The organism is Bradyrhizobium sp. LB14.3 (assembly GCF_040547985.1).
Classification (GTDB): Bacteria; Pseudomonadota; Alphaproteobacteria; order Rhizobiales; family Xanthobacteraceae; genus Bradyrhizobium.
Genome location: NZ_JBEPQT010000021.1, coordinates 1 through 18,477, shown reverse-complemented (window position 1 = coordinate 18,477; position 18,477 = coordinate 1). Strand labels below are relative to the sequence as shown.

Genomic DNA, 18,477 nt, shown 5'->3' with positions numbered 1-18,477 from the left:
CAGCCTGCGCATTTGGCGGCGGCCTGGCCCTGTGATCAATTGCGCGCGCCGCAAATGAGGTAGTCCATGGCCAGCATCGTCAATCCCGATCCCTTCACGACGCGCCCCGAGATCGAGGGCACCTTCGGGGTCGTCGCGACCACGCACTGGATCGCGACCGCCGTCGGCATGGCCATCCTGGAAAAGGGCGGCAATGCCTTCGACGCCGGCGTCGCCACCGCTTTCACGCTCCAGGTGGTCGAGCCGCATCTGAACGGTCCCGGCGGCGACGTGCCGATCATCGTGCACGACGTCAAGCGCGGTCGCACCGAGGTGATCTGCGGCCAGGGTCCGGCACCGGCCCGCGCCACCATCGCGCATTACAAGAGCGAAGGCCTCGACATGGTGCCCGGCACCGGCCTGCTCGCGGCGTGCGTCCCCGGCACCTTCGAATCCTGGATGATGCTGCTGCGTGACTATGGGACGATGCGCGTGCGCGACGTGCTGGAGCCTGCGATCTCTTATGCGCGCGACGGCTATCCTCTGGTCGAGCGCGCCTGCGCCACGATCCAGATTGTCGAGCAATTGTTCCGCAAGCACTGGCCGACGTCGGCCGCCGTCTATCTCCCGAACGGCGAAGTGCCAAAACCCGGCACACTCTTCACCAACAAGACACTTGCGGCGACCTACGCACGGATTCTGAGCGAAGCCGAAAGCGACGGCGGCGACCGCGACGCCGAGATCGAGCGCGCCCGAAAGGCGTGGTCGCATGGCTTTGTGGCGGAAGCCATCGACAAATTCTGCCGCACCCAGGAGGTGATGGACGTCAGCGGCTCGCCGCATCGCGGCGTGCTATCGGCCGACGACATGGCGCGCTGGCAGCCGACGGTCGAGGCGCCGCTGACCTACGACTACGGCCGCTACACAGTGTGCAAGGCCGGGGTCTGGAGCCAGGGCCCGGTGACGCTGCAGCAACTCGCGCTCCTGAAGGGCTTTGCGCTTGACGGGCTCAATCCGACCGGTCCGGAATTCATCCACCTCCAGATCGAATGCGCCAAGCTCGCCTTTGCCGACCGCGAGAAATTCTACGGCGACCCCAAGTTCAGCGATATCCCGATCGCGACGCTGTTGTCGGACGCCTATAACGACGAACGACGCAAGCTCGTTACCGACAAGGCTTCGCTCGACTTCCTCCCCGGCTCGATCGAGGGCTTTGGCGGCGTGGTCAAGCTGCGCCGTGCCGAGGGGCAGCGCGAGGCGGTTGGCGCGCTCGGCGCCGGCGAGCCGACAGTGGGGCGTTTCGGCGAGGTGCGCGGCGACACCGTGCATTTCGACATCATCGACAAGGCCGGCAACATGGTGTCGTCGACGCCGTCGGGCGGCTGGCTGCAATCCTCTCCGATCATTCCGGAGCTCGGCTTCTGCCTCGGCAGCCGCGCCCAGATGTTCTGGCTGGAGGAGGATCACCCCGCGGCGCTCGCGCCCGGCAAGCGACCGCGCACCACACTCTCACCCACCATGGCATTGCGTGACGGCGAGCCTTACCTGGCTTGGGGCTCGCCCGGCGGCGACCAGCAGGATCAGTGGATCACGCAGTTTTTCCTGCGGCACGTCCATTGCAACCTCAATCTCCAGGAAGCCATCGATGCGCCGGCCTGGCATTCCGAGCACTTTCCGATCTCGTTCTGGCCGCGTACCGCGCGCCCGGGCGTGCTCGTGGTCGAGAACCGCGTGCCGAAGGCGACGATCGAGAATCTTCGCGAACGCGGACATATCGTCGAAGTCGGATCGGACTGGTCGGAAGGCCGCCTCACCGCCGCCTCCCGCGTCGGTGTACGACGGCGCGCCGCCGCCAATCCGCGCGGCATGCAGGGCTACGCCGCAGGGCGCTAAAGGGCAGCATATGACCTGGTCGATCATCGCGCGAGATTCCGCCACCGGTCAGTTCGGCATCGCCGTTGCCACGCGCTTCTTCGCCGTCGGCGCGCGTGTCCCTTATATCGCTGCCGGTCTCGGCGCCATCGCGACGCAGGCCTTCGTCAATCCCTATTACGGCATCGACGGCGTCAAGCTACTGCGCGAGGGTCTCAACGCGCACGACGTGCTGGCCGCCCTGCTCGCGACCGACGATGGCCGCGAGAGCCGCCAGATCCACATCATGGATGCGAGCGGCGAGATCGCGGCGCATACCGGGCGCGACTGCGTCGACTGGTGCGGGCACATCGCGGGCAGCGGCTTTTCGATCGCCGGCAACATGCTCGCGGGCGCCGACGTGCTCGACGAGACCGCAAGAACCTATATCGCCAATGACAGCCTGCCCTTCCCGCGCCGCTTGCTCGCCGCGATGCGCGCGGGCGAGGCCGCCGGCGGGGACAAACGCGGCAAGCAGTCCGCCGCGCTCCTGATCCATGGCGAGGAGGAATGGCCGGTCCTGGACGTACGTGCCGACGATCATCCCGATCCGCTCGGTGAACTCGAACGGCTCGAACAAGTCAGCCAGGAGCTGTGGGTTCACTTCCGCGACTCGATGCCAACGCGGCAGAACCCGGCAGGCAACACCGATCGCAGCGTCATCGACGCCAGCATCGCCGCAGCGCGCGCAAAACGGTCATGAACGCGAGCCCCCTCATCGAGATCAGGGATCTCCGCATCCGTTTTCACGGCGACGACGGCCGCATCACCCACGCGGTCGACAGCGTCGATCTCAGCGTCGCCAATGGCGCGACGCTCGGCCTCGTCGGCGAATCCGGCTGCGGCAAGAGCGTGACCTCGCTGGCGATCATGGGCCTGCTGCCAAAGCAGGGCGCGGAGATCTCAGGCGTGATCCGTTTTGACGGCTTCGATCTGTTGCAGGCACCAGACCAGATATTGCGGGACCTTCGCGGCAACCGGCTCGCGATGATCTTCCAGGAGCCGATGACCTCGCTCAATCCGAGCTTCACCATCGGCGACCAGATCATCGAGACGATTCTGCGCCACCGCGGCGGCTCACGCCGCAGCGCGCGCGACCGGACGATCGAACTGCTGCGTCGCGTCCACATCCCCTCGCCCGAGCGGCGGATCGACGAATATCCGCACAAGCTTTCCGGCGGCATGCGCCAGCGCGTCATGATCGCGATGGCGCTCGCCTGCGACCCGCGGCTGCTGATCGCGGACGAACCGACCACCGCCCTCGACGTCACCTTGCAGGCGCAGATCCTCGAGTTGATGCGGGAATTGAAGGCGGCGAGCGGCGCCGCGATCATCCTGATCACCCACGATCTCGGCGTCGTCGCCGAAGTCTGCGACGAGGTCGCCGTCATGTATGCCGGCGAGATCGTCGAGCGCGCGCCGGTCGACGAATTGTTCTCGGCGCCGCAGCATCCCTACACCGTCGGCCTGCTCGGCTCGATCCCGCGGCTGGACCATCGCGCCGAACAGCTTGCCACGATCGAGGGCATGGTCCCGAACATGATGCACCCCCCCGCGGGCTGTCGTTTCGCCGCGCGCTGCCCTTTCGTGCTGGACGCCTGCACCAAGGCACCGCCGCCGCTCGTCGAAGCGAGCCCCGGCCACCTCTCGCGCTGTATCCGCGCGCCGCTCGAACGCCTGGTATCCTGATGGCGCTGCTCGAGGTCGAAGGCTTGGTCAAGCATTTCGTCGCCGAGCGCTCGCTGTTCGGCCGGGCGCTGGCGCATGTCAAAGCGGTTGATGGCGTTTCCTTCTCGCTGCAGGCCGGCAAGACGCTGGCGCTGGTCGGCGAATCCGGCTGCGGTAAATCCACCGTCAGCCGCCTGGTGCTGCGGCTGATCGAGCCGGATGCAGGCACAATCCGTTTCGAAGGCCGCGATCTCCTCTCCCTTGACGCCGGCGCGCTGCGCGCCTTCCGCCGCGAGGCGCAGATCATTTTCCAGGATCCCTACGCCTCGCTCAACCCACGCATGACGGTCGGCCAGATCCTGATCGAGCCGCTGGCGCTGCATGATCTCGTGCCGGCGGCACAGCGGCGCAAGCGTGTCGAGGAGATCTTGCGGCTGGTCGGGCTGGAGCCGCGGTTGGCCCGGCGTTATCCGCACGAATTCTCCGGCGGCCAGCGACAGCGCATCGCGATTGCCCGAGCGCTCGCGGTCGAGCCGAAACTGATCATCTGTGATGAGCCGGTCTCGGCGCTCGACGTCTCGATTCGCTCGCAGATCCTCAATCTGCTGCGCGAACTCCAGGACCGGCTCGGCCTCGCCTACATTTTCGTCTCGCATGACCTCGCCGTGGTCAAGCACATCGCCGACCATGTGGCGGTGATGAATCTCGGCCAGATCGTCGAGACGGCGGCGGCGGACGCGCTGTTCGCCGCACCCCGCCATCCCTATAGTCGGGCGCTATTGTCCGCGATCCCCGTGCCTAAACCGCGGGCAAAGCGCAGCCGGATTGTGCTTCAGGGAGAGATCCCCAGCGCGCTCAACCCGCCGCCGGGATGCCGCTTCCACACCCGCTGCCCCTATGTGGTCGAGCGCTGCCGCAGCGAAATGCCTCAGCTGCTGCCGGATGGCATCGGACATGCAACGGCGTGCCACCGAACGTCGGAACTGCCGTCGTCCGAGGCGATCGTACCGTCGGACGGGGGCTTCTCGCCGATTCTTGAAAAATTGGTCGCCGCCTTCAGCGGCGGCCCGGAAGCAGCACGCGCCGGCGGGGTTAGTTCATTGAGGACCGACCCGGCCTAGCCGTCAAACAGAGGGTGAGAGCGATGAGTTTCATGCGTTTGGCGATCCTGACGTCGGCATTGCTGACGTCGCTCGTGGGCGGCGCCCAGGCCCAGACGACGCTTCGCATCGGCATCGCCGAGGACCCCGACATTCTCGACCCCAGTGTCGGCCGCACCTATGTCGGCCGCATCGTATTCTCCGCCTTCTGCGACAAGTTGTTCGACATCGACGAGAAGCTGAACATCGTGCCGCAGCTCGCGCTGTCACACGAGACCTCGGCCGACGGCAAGGAGATGACGATCAAGCTCCGACCCAACGTCAAGTTTCATGACGGCGAGCCGCTGGACGCGGAGGCCGCAAAGTTCTCGATCGAACGTCACATGACGCTGCCGACCTCGTTCCGGAAGCCCGAGCTTGCCAGCGTCGACCATGTCGAGGTCGTCGATCCCCTGACCATCAAGCTGGTGCTCAAGACCCCCTACTCGCCGCTGATTGCCCAGCTCACCGACCGCTCCGGCATGATGGTGTCGCCGAAGGCGGCGAAGGAGGCCGGCGACAAGTTCGGCCTGCATCCGGTCTGCGCAGGACCTTACAAATTTGTCGAACGCGTCCAGCAGGACCGCATGGTGTTCGAAAAATTTGCCGACTACTGGAACAAGGACAATATCCATATCGACCGGGTCGTATTCCTGCCGATCGTCGATGCCACCGTCCGCCTCGCCAATCTGAAGTCTGGCGGACTCGATTTGATCGAGCGCGTGCTCGCCACCGATATCAAGGACGTGCGCGCCGATTCCCGGCTGGTGCTGTCGACGGCGCCCGAGCTCGGCTATCTCGGCCTAACCGTCAACATCGGTAACGACAAGACCAAGGGGCCGCTGGGCCAGTCGGCCAAAGTCCGCCAGGCGCTCGACCTTTCCATCGACCGCGAAGCCCTCAATCAGGTCGTCTTCAACGGCGAGTTCACGCCGGGCAATCAATGGGTCAGCCCGACACATCCCTATTACCAGAAGGCGTTCCCGGTCCACGGCCGTGACATCGCGAAGGCGAAAGCGCTATTGAAGGAAGCCGGGGTCACGCTGCCCGTAACCGTGGATTACATGATCCCCAAGGGCGCGGAGAATGAAGCCGTCGCCCAGGTGGTCCAGTCGATGGCCGCGGAAGCGGGCTTCGACATCAAGATCCGCGCCGTCGAATTCGCGACGACCTTCAAGCAGGCCCAGGCCGGCGAGTTCCAAGTTTTCCAGATCAACTGGAGCGGCCGCATCGATCCCGACGGCAATTCCTACATCTTCATGCGCAGCAAGGCGGCGCAGAATGACGGCGTGTACGCAAACCCGGATGCCGACAAGCTGATGGAAGATGGACGGATGACGTCCAATGTCGAGGAGCGCAAGGCGATCTACCAAAAGCTGGCGAAAATCCTGCTCGACGATCTGCCCATCATCTACATCTATCACCGCACGCTCCTGATCGCGCATACGACCAAGCTGCAGGGCTACAAGCAGATGCCCGACGGGCTGGTGCGGGTGGTCGGGTTGAAGTTCAAGTGATCGAGGCCGCCTCCAGAACGCGATCCGAACCATGCTGAACTTCCTCGCCCACCGCATCGCGCAGATCATCCCGACGCTGTTCTTCGTGTCGGTCCTGATCTTCTCACTCCAGCAGTTGCTACCGGGCGATCCCGCGCTGGTGATGGCCGGCGAGGAGCGAGATCCCGCCGTGATCGAACAGATCCGGCAGCAGTATAAGCTCGATAAGCCGATCCCGGTACAGTACGTCTATTGGCTCAAGGGCGTTCTATCAGGCGATTTCGGCGAGTCCCTGCGCAACAAGATGCCGGTGCGCGAACTAATCGCGCAGAAGCTGCCGGTGACGCTCCAGCTCGGATCGATGGCGATCCTGATCGCGTTCTTCATCGGCATTCCCGCCGGCATCGTCTCCGCCGTTAAGAAGGGTACCGCCTGGGACTATGGCGCCAATTTGTTCGCGCTATGGGGCATCTCGACGCCGAATTTCTGGCTCGGCATCATGCTGATCTTCCTGTTTTCGATCGAACTTGGCTGGCTGCCAGCGTCGGGTTACGTGCCGCTCACCGAAAACTGGCGCGCGAGTCTGGCTGCCACCATCATGCCCGCCTTCGTACTCGGCAATGCCATTTCCGCGGTTTTGATGCGGCATACCCGCAGCGCCATGCTCCAGGTGCTGGAAAGCGATTATGTCCGCACCGCGCGCGCGAAGGGACTGTCGGAACGTTCGGTCATCCTCAAGCACGCCATGCGCAATGCGCTGACGCCTATCATCACGCTCGGCGCGCTCGAGCTCGGCACATTGCTGTCAGGCGCCGTGCTGACCGAACAGATTTTCTCCATTCCCGGCTTCGGTAAGCTGATCGTGGACGCGGTGTTCAACCGCGACTATGCGGTGGTGCAGGGTGTGGTGCTGGTCACAGCGACGGTTTACATTACCCTCAACCTCGTTGCCGACGTCGCCTATGTCCTCGTCAATCCGCGGCTAAGGGGCTAGGCGATGACCGACGCTGCGCTATCTGCAAGTCCCACCACCCAGGCCTACGAGCTGGACAGCCCGGCGCGCCGCGCGCGGCGGCGGCTGTTCAAGCGCAAGGCGGCAGTATTTGGACTTGTCGTGATCACCTTGTTCATCGGCTTCGCGCTGCTTGCGCCACTCGTCGTACCCTATGATCCCATAGCGACGAGCTGGAGCCTGGTGCGCAAGCCGCCCACCGCGGCGCACTGGTTCGGCACCGACGAGCTCGGCCGCGATATCCTGAGCCGTGTCGTCTACGGCGCGCGCGCATCGCTGCTCGCGGGCCTGATCTCGGTTACGATTGCGCTCGGCATCGGCGTGCCGCTCGGCCTGCTCGCCGGCTATCGTGGCGGTTTTGTCGATGCGCTGATCAGCCGGATCACCGACGCGATGCTGGCCTGCCCGTTCCTGATCCTGGCGATCGCACTCGCCGCGTTCCTCGGTCCGAGCCTCGGCAACGCCATGATCGCGATCGGTATCTCAGCCACCCCGATCTTCATCCGCCTGACCCGCGGGCTGGTGTTGAACGTCAAGGCCGAGGATTATGTCGAGGCGGCTCGCGCGCTCGGCAATCCGCCGTGGCGGATCGCATTTTCGCATATCCTGCCGAACATCCTGCCCCCGCTTCTGGTGCAGGCGACACTGTCGATCGCCGCCGCCATCATCGCCGAAGCAGCGCTGTCCTTCCTCGGCCTCGGCCAGCAGCCACCCGCGCCGTCCTGGGGCAGCATGCTCAATGCGGCACAGCGCTTCTTGACCCAGGCGCCCTGGATGGCGATCTGGCCGGGGCTTGCGATCTTCCTCGTGGTGCTGTCGCTGAACCTGCTCGGTGACGGCCTGCGCGACGCGCTCGATCCGCGCCAGCGCTAGATCACCATCTCTCGCATCACCCGGCGGCAATCCATCTCGTATTCGAGATCGACCACCGGCGGCCGGGCATAGTGCCAGGACAGGCCGGAGCGCAGCGCGCCGCGGCGGACCAGCTCGTCGACCAGCGCGTGGTGGAAGTCGTGCACGGAATAGGCTTGCACGCCGGTCGTGTCCTTCCAGCCGAAGCCGAAGGCCGTCATCCGGTTCTCCATCTGCGAGGTCGTCGTGAAGCGGACCTTCTCGCGAAGGCCCTCCGGGCTGAGGTCGCGGTAGCGCACGGTGCGCTCGACATAGGATCCGCCGCCCTCGCGCGCCTCGGCGCCGCCGGCGATCACGAAGCTCGGCGTCTTCGAGCTCGTCGGCCGCGTGAAGGAGAACGCATAGAACGACGGCTCGGCCGGCGGATCGATCTCGGGACAGACATTGCTGCGCGCCACCGGATTGGTGGTGCCGTCGAAGATGCCCCATTCGGACAGCGTCTTCACATAGTGCAGGTTGAACGCGCGAAAACCTTCCTCGCTGAAGGCCGCCGGTGAGCGCAGCTCGCAGGCACAGAACGCCGTCAGTGGCCGCCCCGCCTCCTGGATGTACTTCGCGGCAAGCGCAAACCCTTCCGCGAGCGGCACCGGGCGGTCGAAGCGGACGCGCTCGATCTCATAGCCGTCATCCGCGGCCGCACCGGCTGAATACTGGAACACGGACGGGATAAAGCGGTAATTTCCGGCGGAGAATTCGCGTGTCATGTCGGACTCCTATTCCAGTTGCATGCGAATACCCTTGGCGCCGTTGAGCAGGCGCTTCAGGTGAAAGCCGGCGAGGGAGTCGTCGGCATGCATTCCGACCAGCGCGGCAAAAGCCGGCATGGCGGCGCCGTCACCGGCCTCCATCTTGGCAAAAGCCTCGGAATACAGCGCCGTTTCCGGCGCAGCGAATTGGGCCTGCGCCAGCGGCTCGAACGCGCGCAACGGCTCGCTGCGTCCGCGCAGCAACAGCTCGCCGACGGGACGGCCTTGAAAATTCTCAGCCGCCTTGGCGACGCTGGCACTGACGCAAATCCGTGTGCCCAGATGCTTGTTTGCGGCTTCCAGCCGCGCCGCGATGTTGATGGAGTCGCCGTACGCGGTGTAGTCGAAGAACCGGTTGCCGCCGAAATTGCCGACCAGGGCCGGCCCGGCGTGAACGCCGATACGGGTGGTGCCGAAATTCACGCCTCTCGTCTTCCAGCGTGCGGAAAAATCCTCCGCCCAGGCGTCGAGACCGTGCGCGCAGGCGACTGCGCGTGTCGCATAATCGGGCTGATCGCCGGGCGCGTTGAAGAGCACCTGGATCGCATCGCCGATGATCTTGGCAACTGTCCCCTCATGGGCGAAAACGACCTCGGTCATCCCGCCGACATATTCGTTGAGAAGCGCGCCCAGCGTCTCCGGCGGCGCACTCTCGACCAGCGAGGTGAAGCCGGTAATGTCGGTGAAGATGGTCGCTACATCGCGCCACTGTACTTCGATTCCCTTACCTTCGCTCCCTGCCGCGAGACGCTTGGCGAGCTCGGGCGAGAAATGACGCGACAGCGCGGCGTGGGCGCGCTCCGCCTCCGCCTGGCGGCCTCGCACCTCACGCAGCATTTCGATGTGGCGGATGGTCTTCTGGATCGTCATCTCCAGGTCGGCGAAGTCGATCGGTTTGGTCAGGAAGTCGAACGCACCGCGGTTCATCGCAGTGCGGATATTGCTCATGTCGCCATAGGCCGACACGATGATGGTGGACTTCTTGTCTTCGGCTTCCTGGAGCTTCGCCAGCAGCGACAGCCCGTCCATCCGCGGCATGTTGATGTCGGAGACGACCATGTCGACATGCGGATTCTGCTCGAGCGACTGCAGCGCCTCGAGGCCGTCGCGCGCGAACATGATGGTCACCAGCCCATCGCGAATCTGCCTGCGGAATTTTTGCAGGACCAATGCCTCGAGATCCGGCTCGTCGTCGACGAAGAGGATGGTCGCGGTCATGCGGCTTGCTCGAGCCTCGTGTCGATTTCCTGCCGCAGCAGCGCGAAATCGATCGGCTTGGTGAGAAGTCCGACCGCGCCGCGCTCGATCGCCTTCCGGCGCGTCTCTGCATCGCCATAGGCGGTTATCATGATGACGGGAACGTCAGGATGCGCGTCACGCACCTTCGGCAGCATGTCGAGCCCGCTCATGCCGGGCATGTTGATGTCTGACAGGATCAGGATCAACGAGGGATCGCGAACCTCGGCGGCGAGCTTCAGCGCATCGGGCGCGGACGGCGCGAATTCCATCTGGAAGCGGCCGGCGCGCAGGTCGCGCCGGAACTGCTGCCGGAACAGCGCCTCGACGTCGGGCTCGTCATCGACGACCAGGATGTAAACGTTCAAGACTTGCCTCCGGAAGTGTCGCCCGCCGCCATCATGCGCGGCAGGGTGATGATGAACTCGGTGAATACACCGGGCTCGGTGTTCACGTCGATGGTACCGCCGTGCTGATTCACGACGATGTCATGGCTCATGGAAAGGCCGAGCCCGGTGCCCTCGCCGGCCGGCTTGGTGGTGAAGAAGGGATTGAACATCTTCTCCTTCACCTCGAACGGAATCCCGGTGCCATTGTCGCGAATACGTATCTCGAGCTTATCGCCGAGATTTTTCGTTTCCGCGCGCAAGGTGGGCTCGAAGGCGTCTGTGGCGCTCTCCTTGCGCTTTGCTGTGGCGTAGAAGCCGTTCGAGATCAGATTGAGGAAGACGCGAGTGATTTCCTGCGGATAAATATCGACCATGCCCGCCGCGGGGTCGAAGCCGCGCTCGATCGTGACGTTGAAGGCGGGTCTTTCGGCACGCGCGCCATGATAAGCGAGATTGAGGCTCTCTTCCACGATCGTGTTGATATCGCTGGGGCGATGCTCGCCGGAGCCCTCGCGCGAATGCAGAAGCATGTTCCTGACGATGGAGTCGGCGCGCTTGCCGTGCTGCACCACCTTTTCGAGATTGCTCTTGAGCATGCCGGTCAGCTCTTCGACCTCTTCCTTGGTCTTGCCGTCAAGCGATGCCGTTTGCAGGGCCTCGTTGAGCTCGTCGATCAACTCCATCGACACCGACGAGAAATTGTTGACGAAATTGAGCGGATTCTTGATCTCATGCGCGATCCCCGCCGTGAGCTGACCGAGGGACGCCAGCTTCTCGGTTTGGACCAAGCGGTCCTGCGCGGCGTGGAGATCTTCGAGGGATTGCGACAGCTCCGTCGTACGCTTGCGCAACTCATTCAGCAGTCGCGTGTTCTCGATAGCGATGACGGCTTGCTTCGTGAAATTCTCAACCAACGCGATTTGCTTATCGGTAAACGGCCGGACCTCCTTGCGATAAACTGCGAGCGTTCCGATCAGCTCGTTTTCCCTCATCATGGGCACTATGACGATCGTGCGGGCGCCGGCCACGTCGGAGATTCCACGAATGGTCGGACCTCCAGCAAGATAGGCCGGAGTTTCCTGCACATCATGAACATGGACGACCCGACGTGTCCTGACGACCACAGCAAGTGCGCTCTCCGGATGAGGACGGATCGGCAGGTCTTTTCGCGAAGCCGCGAACGCAGGCGGCACATTGTAATCCGCAGCAATCGTAAAACTCTCGCCATTCCACAGATTCATTACGCCGAAACTCGCGCCACAGACGCGTGTGGCATTCTCGAGCATCTTGTGGAACACCGGTGTGAGTTCGCCAGGAGACGAGCTGATGACCTGCAACACTTCCGACGTAGCGGTCTGTTGCTCGAGCGACTCGGTCAACTCAGCCGTTCTCACCTCGACCTTTTTTTCCAAATCCGCATAGGATTCCTGCAGGCGCTCGCCCATGTGGTTGAACTGGTCCGCGAGGCCCTCGAGCTCGTCGCCGGTCCTGATCGAGATGCGCTGGGAGAAATCGCCGCCGCCGATGCGCTCGGCGCCGCTCCGCAGCGCCTGGATCGGCCCGACCATGCGACGCGCCAGGAATATCCCGGCGAGCACCGCGAAGATCGACGCCGCGAGCAGCACGAAGGCAAGCCGTTCCAACGCAGCATAGAGCGCCGCATAGGCTTCCTCGACCGGCATCTCGACGAACATGGTCCAGTGCAGCGGCGCGATCGGAGCCGACGCGGTCAGCACTTTCTGTCCCTGGATGTTGCGCGCTTCGGAAAGCGCATCGAGCGTGGCGCCGCCTCCGGCCAGCGCGGCGCGCACCTGCGCGAGACCAGACATGTCGGTGTTGCGCAGGACCAGGCTGATATCGGGGTGCGCGATCAGGCGTCCCTCCGGACCGACCACGTAGGCGTGTCCGTGCTCGCCGACCTTGATCTGGGACACGACGTCCCAGATCAGCTTGAGATTGACCTCCGCGACGCTGACGCCCGCATCCTTGCGCGACCCGGCCTGCGCCAGTGTCATGTACGGCTCGGACTCCCTGCGGAAATAGACCGGGCCGTAAAAAACCTTGTGCGCGACCGCCTCGGTGAACTTCGGATCGTCCGACAGGTCGATCCCGCTGTCGATCGCGTCCATGGCGAGCCGCGAGACCCGCAGCCGCTCCCTGCCGGTCGCATCGATCTGGGCGAGCTCGGTGATGGCGGGCACCTGGCGCAGCAGCCGTAGCGCGTCGAACCGGCGCTGCTCGATCGAGCTCGCCGACCAGGGCAGCTGCGTGGTCCAGCCGAGCTGGCTCTCGATCTCCTTGACGAACTGACCGATCTTGGCCGCAGCCGCCTCGGCCTGTTCATGCTGAACCCGGATCAGCGCGGCCTTGTGCTCGCGATAATAGAAGAAGACCTCGAACAGGCCGTTGGCCAGCAGCGCGATGGCGACGACGGCCACGAACAGCGCGACATATTTGGTGAAGAGCCGGGTCCTGATCCCCTGCCCTAGCGTCGTGCTGGACGCGACGCCAGCCGGCGCCGCAGTCGGCAGCGCCCGTGCTTGCGGGGTATCGGGGTGGAGGGAAAGGCTCATCCCGCCGAACCTAGCAAGAAGACCGGACCTTGTCTCTCGCGAGCGCGGGAAAGCCTGATGGCAATCGGACCCCCGGGGCAAATAGAAAAGGGCGGCAGCGGAATGCCGCTGCCGCCCTCGGGTTAGCTTACCTGCGTCCTCAGGTTGGCCGCAGCGCCTTGGAGCCGAGGTCGAGATCGTTGACCTGCTTGTTCCGCTCGGAATCGGCCGCCGCGCGATGGTCGGTCGCCAGCACCACGTAAACCGCGGGCAGCACGAACAACGTGAACAGCGTGCCGATCGACATGCCGGCGACGACCACCAGACCGATCGAGAAGCGGCTGGCCGCGCCCGCGCCGGTCGCGGTCAGGAGCGGGATCAGGCCCGTCACCATCGCGGCCGTGGTCATCAGGATCGGCCTGAGACGGATGCGGGCCGACATTTCGATGGCTGAGCGGCGATCGAGCCGCTCGTTGATCTGGAGCTCGTTGGCGAACTCGACCATCAGGATGCCGTGCTTGGTGATCAGGCCCACCAAAGTCAGCAGTCCGACCTGGGTGTAGATGTTCATGGTCGCCACGCCGAAGAACAGCGGGATCAGTGCGCCGACGATCGCCATCGGCACCGAGATCATGATGACCAGCGGATCTCGCAAGCTCTCGAACTGCGCCGCCAGCACCAGGAAGATGATAATCAGCGCGAAGCCGAAGGTGACCGCGAGCTGGTTGCCTTCCTGCACATATTGCCTGCTGTCAGCTAGATAATCATGGCTGAAACCTTGCGGCAGGTTTTTGGCCTCGCTCTCGAGGAAGTCGACCGCCGCACCGACGGTCACGCCGGGCATCGGCACCGCCGAGAAGGTCGCCGAATTGAGCTGATTGTAATGTGTCAGCGAATTCGGCTCGGTCTTGGTCTCGATCGATACCACCGTCGAGAGCGGAAGCTGCTGGCCGGTGTTGGTTGTCACGTAGTAGCCGGCGAGCGATTCCGGCGAGAGCCGCTGGCCGCGCGGCACCTGCGGGATGACCTGATAGGAACGGCCCTCGAGATTGAAGCGGTTGATGTAGTTGCCGCCGAGCAGCACCGCGAGCGTGCTGCCGAGGTTCTGCATGTTGACGCCGAGATCCTGCGCCTTGGTGCGGTTGATCGTCACCTTCACGTTCGGCTGGTTGTAGGCAAGGTCGCTGTCGGAGACGATGAACATTCCGCTTTTGCGGGCGGCAGCCTTCAACTTCTCCATCTGTTCATAGACAGTCTGGAAACTGGCGGTGGAGTTGATGACCATCTGCACCGGCAGGCCGCCCGGGCCGCCCGGGAGCGGCGGCAGGTTGAACGCGAACGCCTGCACGCCCTCGATCTTGGAAAGCTCGGCCTGCACCAGCGACTTCAGCTGGATCGACGAGCGCTTGCGCTCCTCCCACGGCTTCAGCAGCATGCCGGCGATACCGCCCTGCGGGCCGTTGATGCCGTTCAGCACGAAGCGAAGATCGGTCTCGGGGAACTTCTGGAATTCCTTGTCGAGCTTCTCGCCGTAAAAGTCGACGTAGTCGATGTTGGCGTATTTCGGCGCCTTGGTCACCGCGAACACGATGCCCTGGTCTTCCTCGGGCGCCAGCTCCTTCGACGTGTGCATGTAGAGGAAGCCGACCAGCCCGAGGATGGTCACCGCAAACAGGCCGGTGATGGCCTTGTAGTCGAGCGAGCGATCGAGCCTGCGTCCGTACCACCGCGTCAGCGCGCCAAACACCTTGTTGACCAATTTGGCGAAGCGGCCCTCTTCGGTGTTCTTCAGAAGCACCGAGCACATCATCGGCGACAGCGTCAGCGCGATCACGCCGGACACGATCACCGAGCCCGCAAGCGTGAAGGCGAATTCGCGGAACAGCGAGCCGGTCAGGCCGCCAAGGAAACCGATCGGCGCGTACACGGCCGCGAGCGTGATGGTCATCGAGATGATGGGACCGACGATTTCGCGCGCGCCTTCCAGCGACGCCTGGACCGGCGTTTTCCCCTCCTCCAGATGGCGATGGATGTTCTCCACCACCACGATGGCGTCGTCGACCACGAGGCCAATCGCGAGCACCATCGCAAGCAGCGTCAACAAATTGAAGCTGAACCCCAGCGCCAGCATCAGCGTGCAGACGCCAATCATCGACAGCGGGATGGTGACGACGGGAATGATGACCGAGCGGAACGAGGCCAGGAACAGGAAGATCACCACGATCACGATGATCACGGCCTCGCCCAGCGTCTTCTCCACCTCGTCGATCGAAGATTGGATGAACTTGGTCGAATCGTAGGCGACCTTCATCTTCATCGACGGCGGCAGATTGCGCTCCAGCTCAGGGAACAGCGCCCGCACGCCCTTGACCAGGGTCAGCGGGTTGCCCTGCGGCGTTGCCTGCACACCGATAAAGATCGCGTGCTCGCCGTTGAAGGCAACGCTCGCGTCTGTGCTTTGGGCCGCAAGCTCGACGGTGGCGATGTCCTCCATCCGCACGAAGCCGCCGTCCTTGGCCTTGACGATCATCTTCTTGAACTGGTTGACGTCGGTCAGGCCCGTATTCGTCGATACGTTCGAGACAATCAGATAGCCCTTGGTCTGCCCCGCCGCGGACTGGAAGTTGTTGGCGGTGATCGCGGCCGCGACATCCGCAGGCGACACGTTGCGGCCCGCCATCTTCAGGGGATCAAGCCACAGCCGCATCGCAAAGGTCTGGCCACCGAGAATGTCGGCGGAGGCCACGCCGTCGACGGTCGACAGCACCGGTTGCACAACGCGCGTCAGATAGTCTGATATCGCCGAGCCCGACAGCTCTTCGGACGAGAATCCGAGATACATCACGGCCGTGGTCTGGCCCGTGGTCTTGGTGACGATCGGATCGTTGGATTCCTTCGGGATCAGGTATTTGACCGAGTTGGTCTTGGCCAGAACCTCGGTCAGCGCCTGGTTCGGATCGAAATTCAGCTTGATGTAGACCTGGATCGTCGAGGTGCCGAGTACCGAGGACGAGGTGATGTAATCGACACCTTCGGCGGAAGCGACCGCCTGCTCGATCGGCGTCGTGATGAAGCCCTGGATCAGGTCCGCGGACGCGCCCGGATAGACGGTCGTGATGTTGATGACCGTGTTCGACAGCTTCGGATATTGCCGGATCGGCAGCGTCGTTGCCGCGCGCAGGCCGATCAGCAGGATCAGCAGGCTGACGACGATCGACAGGACCGGGCGTTTGATGAAAATATCAGTAAAGCGCATCGCGGCGATCTCGATTTCATTGACTTGCAAAGCGCATGACCCGGCCGGGCCGGATCATGCTGCGACGTGTGCGATGTCAGTATCGCGGCGGCTGCGCCGGGATCTGCGGAGCCGGGTCGGTCGAAATCGACACCGCCGCGCCCGATTGCAGCTTGAGCTGGCCGACGGCGACGACCTTGTCGCCCGGCTTCACGCCCTTGACGATTTCGACGCGGCCTTCGACCCGGTTGCCGGTCTGCACGAAAGTGCGCACCGCACTCAGGCTGGTCTTGCCGTCCTCTTCCTTCTTCTCGGTAATCACGAACACCGAGTCGCCGTACAGCGTGTAGTCGACCGCCGTCTCCGGCACGGTGACCACGGCCGGCTTGTCCGGCAGCACCACAGTGGTGGTCACGAACATGCCGGGCTTCAGGATCTTCTCCGGATTGGAGATGGTCGCCTGCACGCGGATGTTGCGGGTGTCGGTCGATATCTGCGGCTCGATCGTGGTGATCTTGGCGTCGAAGGTGCGGCCCGGATAGGCATCGACCTTCAGCCGAACCGGCTGACCGACCTTGAGGTTGCCCGAGTCCTTTTCCGTCACCGTGAAGTTGGCCCACAGCTCCGACAGATCGGTCAGCGAAACGATGGCCGTGCCGGCTGTCAGATACTGTCCGACTTCGACCTTGCGGACGCCGAGATCGCCGGAGAACGGTGCACGCACCAGCTTCTGCGAAATCAATGCCTCGGTCTTGGCAATTCCGGCCATTGCCTGGTCGTAGGCAGCCTGCGCCTGATCAACGGTCGCCTGCGGACCGAACTGGCGCGACGCCAGTTGCTTGGCGCGGTCGAGCGACAGCTGCGCGACGGTTGCCTGCGCCTTGAAGCTCGCGAGATCGCCCTGCTCGGCCGCGTCGAACAATTGCACCAGCGGCGTGCCGGCCTCGACATGCGTGCCCGGCTCGAACTTGATCTCGGTGACGCGGCCGTTGACGTCGGCGCTGACATCGACCTGGTGCACGGCGGCGAGACCACCGACCGCGGTCAACAGGTTCGGCACCACCTCGGACTTCGCCTCGGCGGCGCTGACCGCGACCGGCGGCGGCTTGTTGTTGGCGAAGAACTGCTTGATCATCTGGCCGCGGAAATAATTGAACCAGACGAGGCCACCGACCAGCACGCCCAGAAGCGTTCCGACGATAACGAACCAGAGCACCGGCCGGACCGGACGCTTGGGAGCCTTGGTGTCGATCGGTTCGCCCGAAATCTTGTGTTCGGTTACGATGTTCATGTCATGCGCTTTCTGCAATCGCCGTTTTGCCCGCATCCGCGGCCTGATCGCGGCCCAAATGCGACGCAATTGCGGCGTCGTTAAGTCCGATACCTCTCAGGAGAAACTCGCAGAGCTGCCGCTCGAGGTCGTTCGCCTTGCCATAGGCGAGACACGGCGTGGCCGGCAGCCTGGTCAGCGCAGCCGTCATCGCCGTGTGATGCGCAAACCAGAACAGGTTGAGCGGTTCGCCGTTGTATGGCCGCGCGTCTCCGTCGGCAACCGCACGCTCGAGCGAGGCGACGAAGACCGCCCCGATCAGCGTTTCGATCTTGGCATACAGCAAACGGGCGAATTCGCCGTCATCCAAATGACTCGTGGCCATCAGTCGCAGGCGCTGGGCTTCTTCGCGGTCGGGCCCGTCAGCGATCTGAAGGAAATGTCCGACCATGCCGCGGATCACTTCGACCAGGGTGACGGTCGAGGGCTCCCGTTCGAGCAGATCCATGAGCGCCGGGTCAGCCTCGCATTCGTCGCTGAGAATTTCGGCGTACAGCGCGGCCTTGGACGGGAAATGCTTGAACAGCAGCGCTTCGGAAATGGCAGCGGCGGCCGCCACGCTCTTGGTCGTGGTGCCGGTATAGCCGTGTCGGGCAAAGCAACGCTTTGCGGCGCCGAGGATCAATTGACGCCTCAGGTCGCTCGTCATACGCAATGAGCTCATGCTAGTGAGTAAGCACTCACCCATGTAAAAGTCAAGCACTATGCTGCAACGCAACCTAAATGCGTTGTAATTTCAGTGGAAATTGATCTTGCTTACATCGTCCCTGCGCAGGACCTAGGGCATGCACATATCTCTGAGGCTCCATCCTGCTGCGACGGCATGGAAGTATTGGAGACCGTTGCTGAAGGTGATTGGACCTGGCGGCCTG

Annotated in this window: 14 protein-coding genes; 7 read left to right on the top strand and 7 right to left on the bottom strand. The window is 63.7% G+C overall.

The features are described from left to right. The first annotated feature begins 66 nt into the window (after positions 1–66). From ABIB00_RS28895 to ABIB00_RS28865, 7 genes are read left to right on the top strand one after another with little or no spacing between them, the layout of a single operon-like run. Entirely contained in the window at positions 67–1,872 is a 1,806-nt protein-coding gene (locus tag ABIB00_RS28895; RefSeq protein WP_354106684.1) for a gamma-glutamyltransferase family protein, read from the top strand. Between the two features lie 10 nt (positions 1,873–1,882). Continuing rightward, on the top strand, positions 1,883–2,593 hold the full coding sequence (locus tag ABIB00_RS28890; RefSeq protein ID WP_247441390.1) for a DUF1028 domain-containing protein: 711 nt from the start codon (positions 1,883–1,885) through the stop codon (positions 2,591–2,593). Then, positions 2,590–3,579: an ABC transporter ATP-binding protein gene (locus tag ABIB00_RS28885; protein ID WP_354106683.1), complete on the top strand. Its 990-nt coding sequence runs from the start codon at positions 2,590–2,592 to the stop codon at positions 3,577–3,579. The genes ABIB00_RS28890 and ABIB00_RS28885 overlap by 4 nt, the downstream gene beginning before the upstream one ends. Beyond that, positions 3,579–4,679, top strand: a complete 1,101-nt coding sequence (locus ABIB00_RS28880) for an ABC transporter ATP-binding protein (RefSeq protein ID WP_354106682.1) — start codon at positions 3,579–3,581, stop codon at positions 4,677–4,679. The genes ABIB00_RS28885 and ABIB00_RS28880 overlap by 1 nt, the downstream gene beginning before the upstream one ends. Before the next feature lie 23 nt (positions 4,680–4,702). After that, the gene (locus ABIB00_RS28875) at positions 4,703–6,214 is read left to right on the top strand and encodes an ABC transporter substrate-binding protein (RefSeq protein ID WP_354106681.1); all 1,512 of its coding nucleotides are present in this window, start codon (positions 4,703–4,705) and stop codon (positions 6,212–6,214) included. Positions 6,215–6,245: 31 nt separating this feature from the next. Continuing rightward, on the top strand, positions 6,246–7,187 hold the full coding sequence (locus ABIB00_RS28870; protein ID WP_354106680.1) for an ABC transporter permease: 942 nt from the start codon (positions 6,246–6,248) through the stop codon (positions 7,185–7,187). 3 nt (positions 7,188–7,190) lie between these two features. Beyond that, positions 7,191–8,078: an ABC transporter permease gene (locus ABIB00_RS28865; protein ID WP_354106679.1), complete on the top strand. Its 888-nt coding sequence runs from the start codon at positions 7,191–7,193 to the stop codon at positions 8,076–8,078. Here ABIB00_RS28865 and cnbZ read toward each other — a convergent pair. From cnbZ to ABIB00_RS28830, 7 genes are all read right to left on the bottom strand, one after another. Beyond that, positions 8,075–8,821 (bottom strand): 2-amino-5-chloromuconate deaminase CnbZ, encoded by a 747-nt coding sequence (gene cnbZ / locus ABIB00_RS28860; protein ID WP_247349691.1) that lies wholly within the window; start codon positions 8,819–8,821, stop codon positions 8,075–8,077. The genes ABIB00_RS28865 and cnbZ overlap by 4 nt on opposite strands. A gap of 9 nt (positions 8,822–8,830) precedes the next feature. After that, positions 8,831–10,081: an adenylate/guanylate cyclase domain-containing protein gene (locus ABIB00_RS28855; protein ID WP_354051859.1), complete on the bottom strand. Its 1,251-nt coding sequence runs from the start codon at positions 10,079–10,081 to the stop codon at positions 8,831–8,833. After that, on the bottom strand, positions 10,078–10,467 hold the full coding sequence (locus tag ABIB00_RS28850; protein WP_354106678.1) for a response regulator: 390 nt from the start codon (positions 10,465–10,467) through the stop codon (positions 10,078–10,080). Before ABIB00_RS28850 ends, ABIB00_RS28855 begins: the two co-directional genes overlap by 4 nt. Then, a complete protein-coding gene (locus ABIB00_RS28845) occupies positions 10,464–13,061 on the bottom strand; it encodes an ATP-binding protein (protein WP_354106677.1) in 2,598 nt (865 codons plus the stop codon). The genes ABIB00_RS28850 and ABIB00_RS28845 overlap by 4 nt, the downstream gene beginning before the upstream one ends. A 139-nt stretch (positions 13,062–13,200) precedes the next feature. Beyond that, the gene (locus tag ABIB00_RS28840; RefSeq protein WP_247350234.1) at positions 13,201–16,296 is read right to left on the bottom strand and encodes a MexW/MexI family multidrug efflux RND transporter permease subunit; all 3,096 of its coding nucleotides are present in this window, start codon (positions 16,294–16,296) and stop codon (positions 13,201–13,203) included. 76 nt (positions 16,297–16,372) lie between these two features. Beyond that, a complete protein-coding gene (locus ABIB00_RS28835) occupies positions 16,373–17,566 on the bottom strand; it encodes an efflux RND transporter periplasmic adaptor subunit (protein WP_247349684.1) in 1,194 nt (397 codons plus the stop codon). A gap of 1 nt (position 17,567) precedes the next feature. Next, positions 17,568–18,269 carry a TetR/AcrR family transcriptional regulator gene (locus tag ABIB00_RS28830; protein WP_354106676.1) on the bottom strand — a complete coding sequence of 234 codons (702 nt, stop codon included), beginning with the start codon at positions 18,267–18,269 and terminating at the stop codon, positions 17,568–17,570. Positions 18,270–18,477 lie beyond the last annotated feature (208 nt).

Excerpts from the sequence above, each read along its gene's own strand:
- ABIB00_RS28895 (WP_354106684.1), top strand. The coding sequence starts at position 67 with ATGGCCAGCATCGTCAATCCCGATCCCTTCACGACGCGCCCCGAGATC.
- ABIB00_RS28890 (WP_247441390.1), top strand. The coding sequence starts at position 1,883 with ATGACCTGGTCGATCATCGCGCGAGATTCCGCCACCGGTCAGTTCGGC.
- ABIB00_RS28885 (WP_354106683.1), top strand. The coding sequence starts at position 2,590 with ATGAACGCGAGCCCCCTCATCGAGATCAGGGATCTCCGCATCCGTTTT.
- ABIB00_RS28880 (WP_354106682.1), top strand. The coding sequence starts at position 3,579 with ATGGCGCTGCTCGAGGTCGAAGGCTTGGTCAAGCATTTCGTCGCCGAG.
- ABIB00_RS28875 (WP_354106681.1), top strand. The coding sequence starts at position 4,703 with ATGAGTTTCATGCGTTTGGCGATCCTGACGTCGGCATTGCTGACGTCG.
- ABIB00_RS28870 (WP_354106680.1), top strand. The coding sequence starts at position 6,246 with ATGCTGAACTTCCTCGCCCACCGCATCGCGCAGATCATCCCGACGCTG.
- ABIB00_RS28865 (WP_354106679.1), top strand. The coding sequence starts at position 7,191 with ATGACCGACGCTGCGCTATCTGCAAGTCCCACCACCCAGGCCTACGAG.
- cnbZ (WP_247349691.1), bottom strand. The coding sequence starts at position 8,821 with ATGACACGCGAATTCTCCGCCGGAAATTACCGCTTTATCCCGTCCGTG.
- ABIB00_RS28855 (WP_354051859.1), bottom strand. The coding sequence starts at position 10,081 with ATGACCGCGACCATCCTCTTCGTCGACGACGAGCCGGATCTCGAGGCA.
- ABIB00_RS28845 (WP_354106677.1), bottom strand. The coding sequence starts at position 13,061 with ATGAGCCTTTCCCTCCACCCCGATACCCCGCAAGCACGGGCGCTGCCG.
- ABIB00_RS28840 (WP_247350234.1), bottom strand. The coding sequence starts at position 16,296 with ATGCGCTTTACTGATATTTTCATCAAACGCCCGGTCCTGTCGATCGTC.
- ABIB00_RS28835 (WP_247349684.1), bottom strand. The coding sequence starts at position 17,566 with ATGAACATCGTAACCGAACACAAGATTTCGGGCGAACCGATCGACACC.
- ABIB00_RS28830 (WP_354106676.1), bottom strand. The coding sequence starts at position 18,269 with ATGAGCTCATTGCGTATGACGAGCGACCTGAGGCGTCAATTGATCCTC.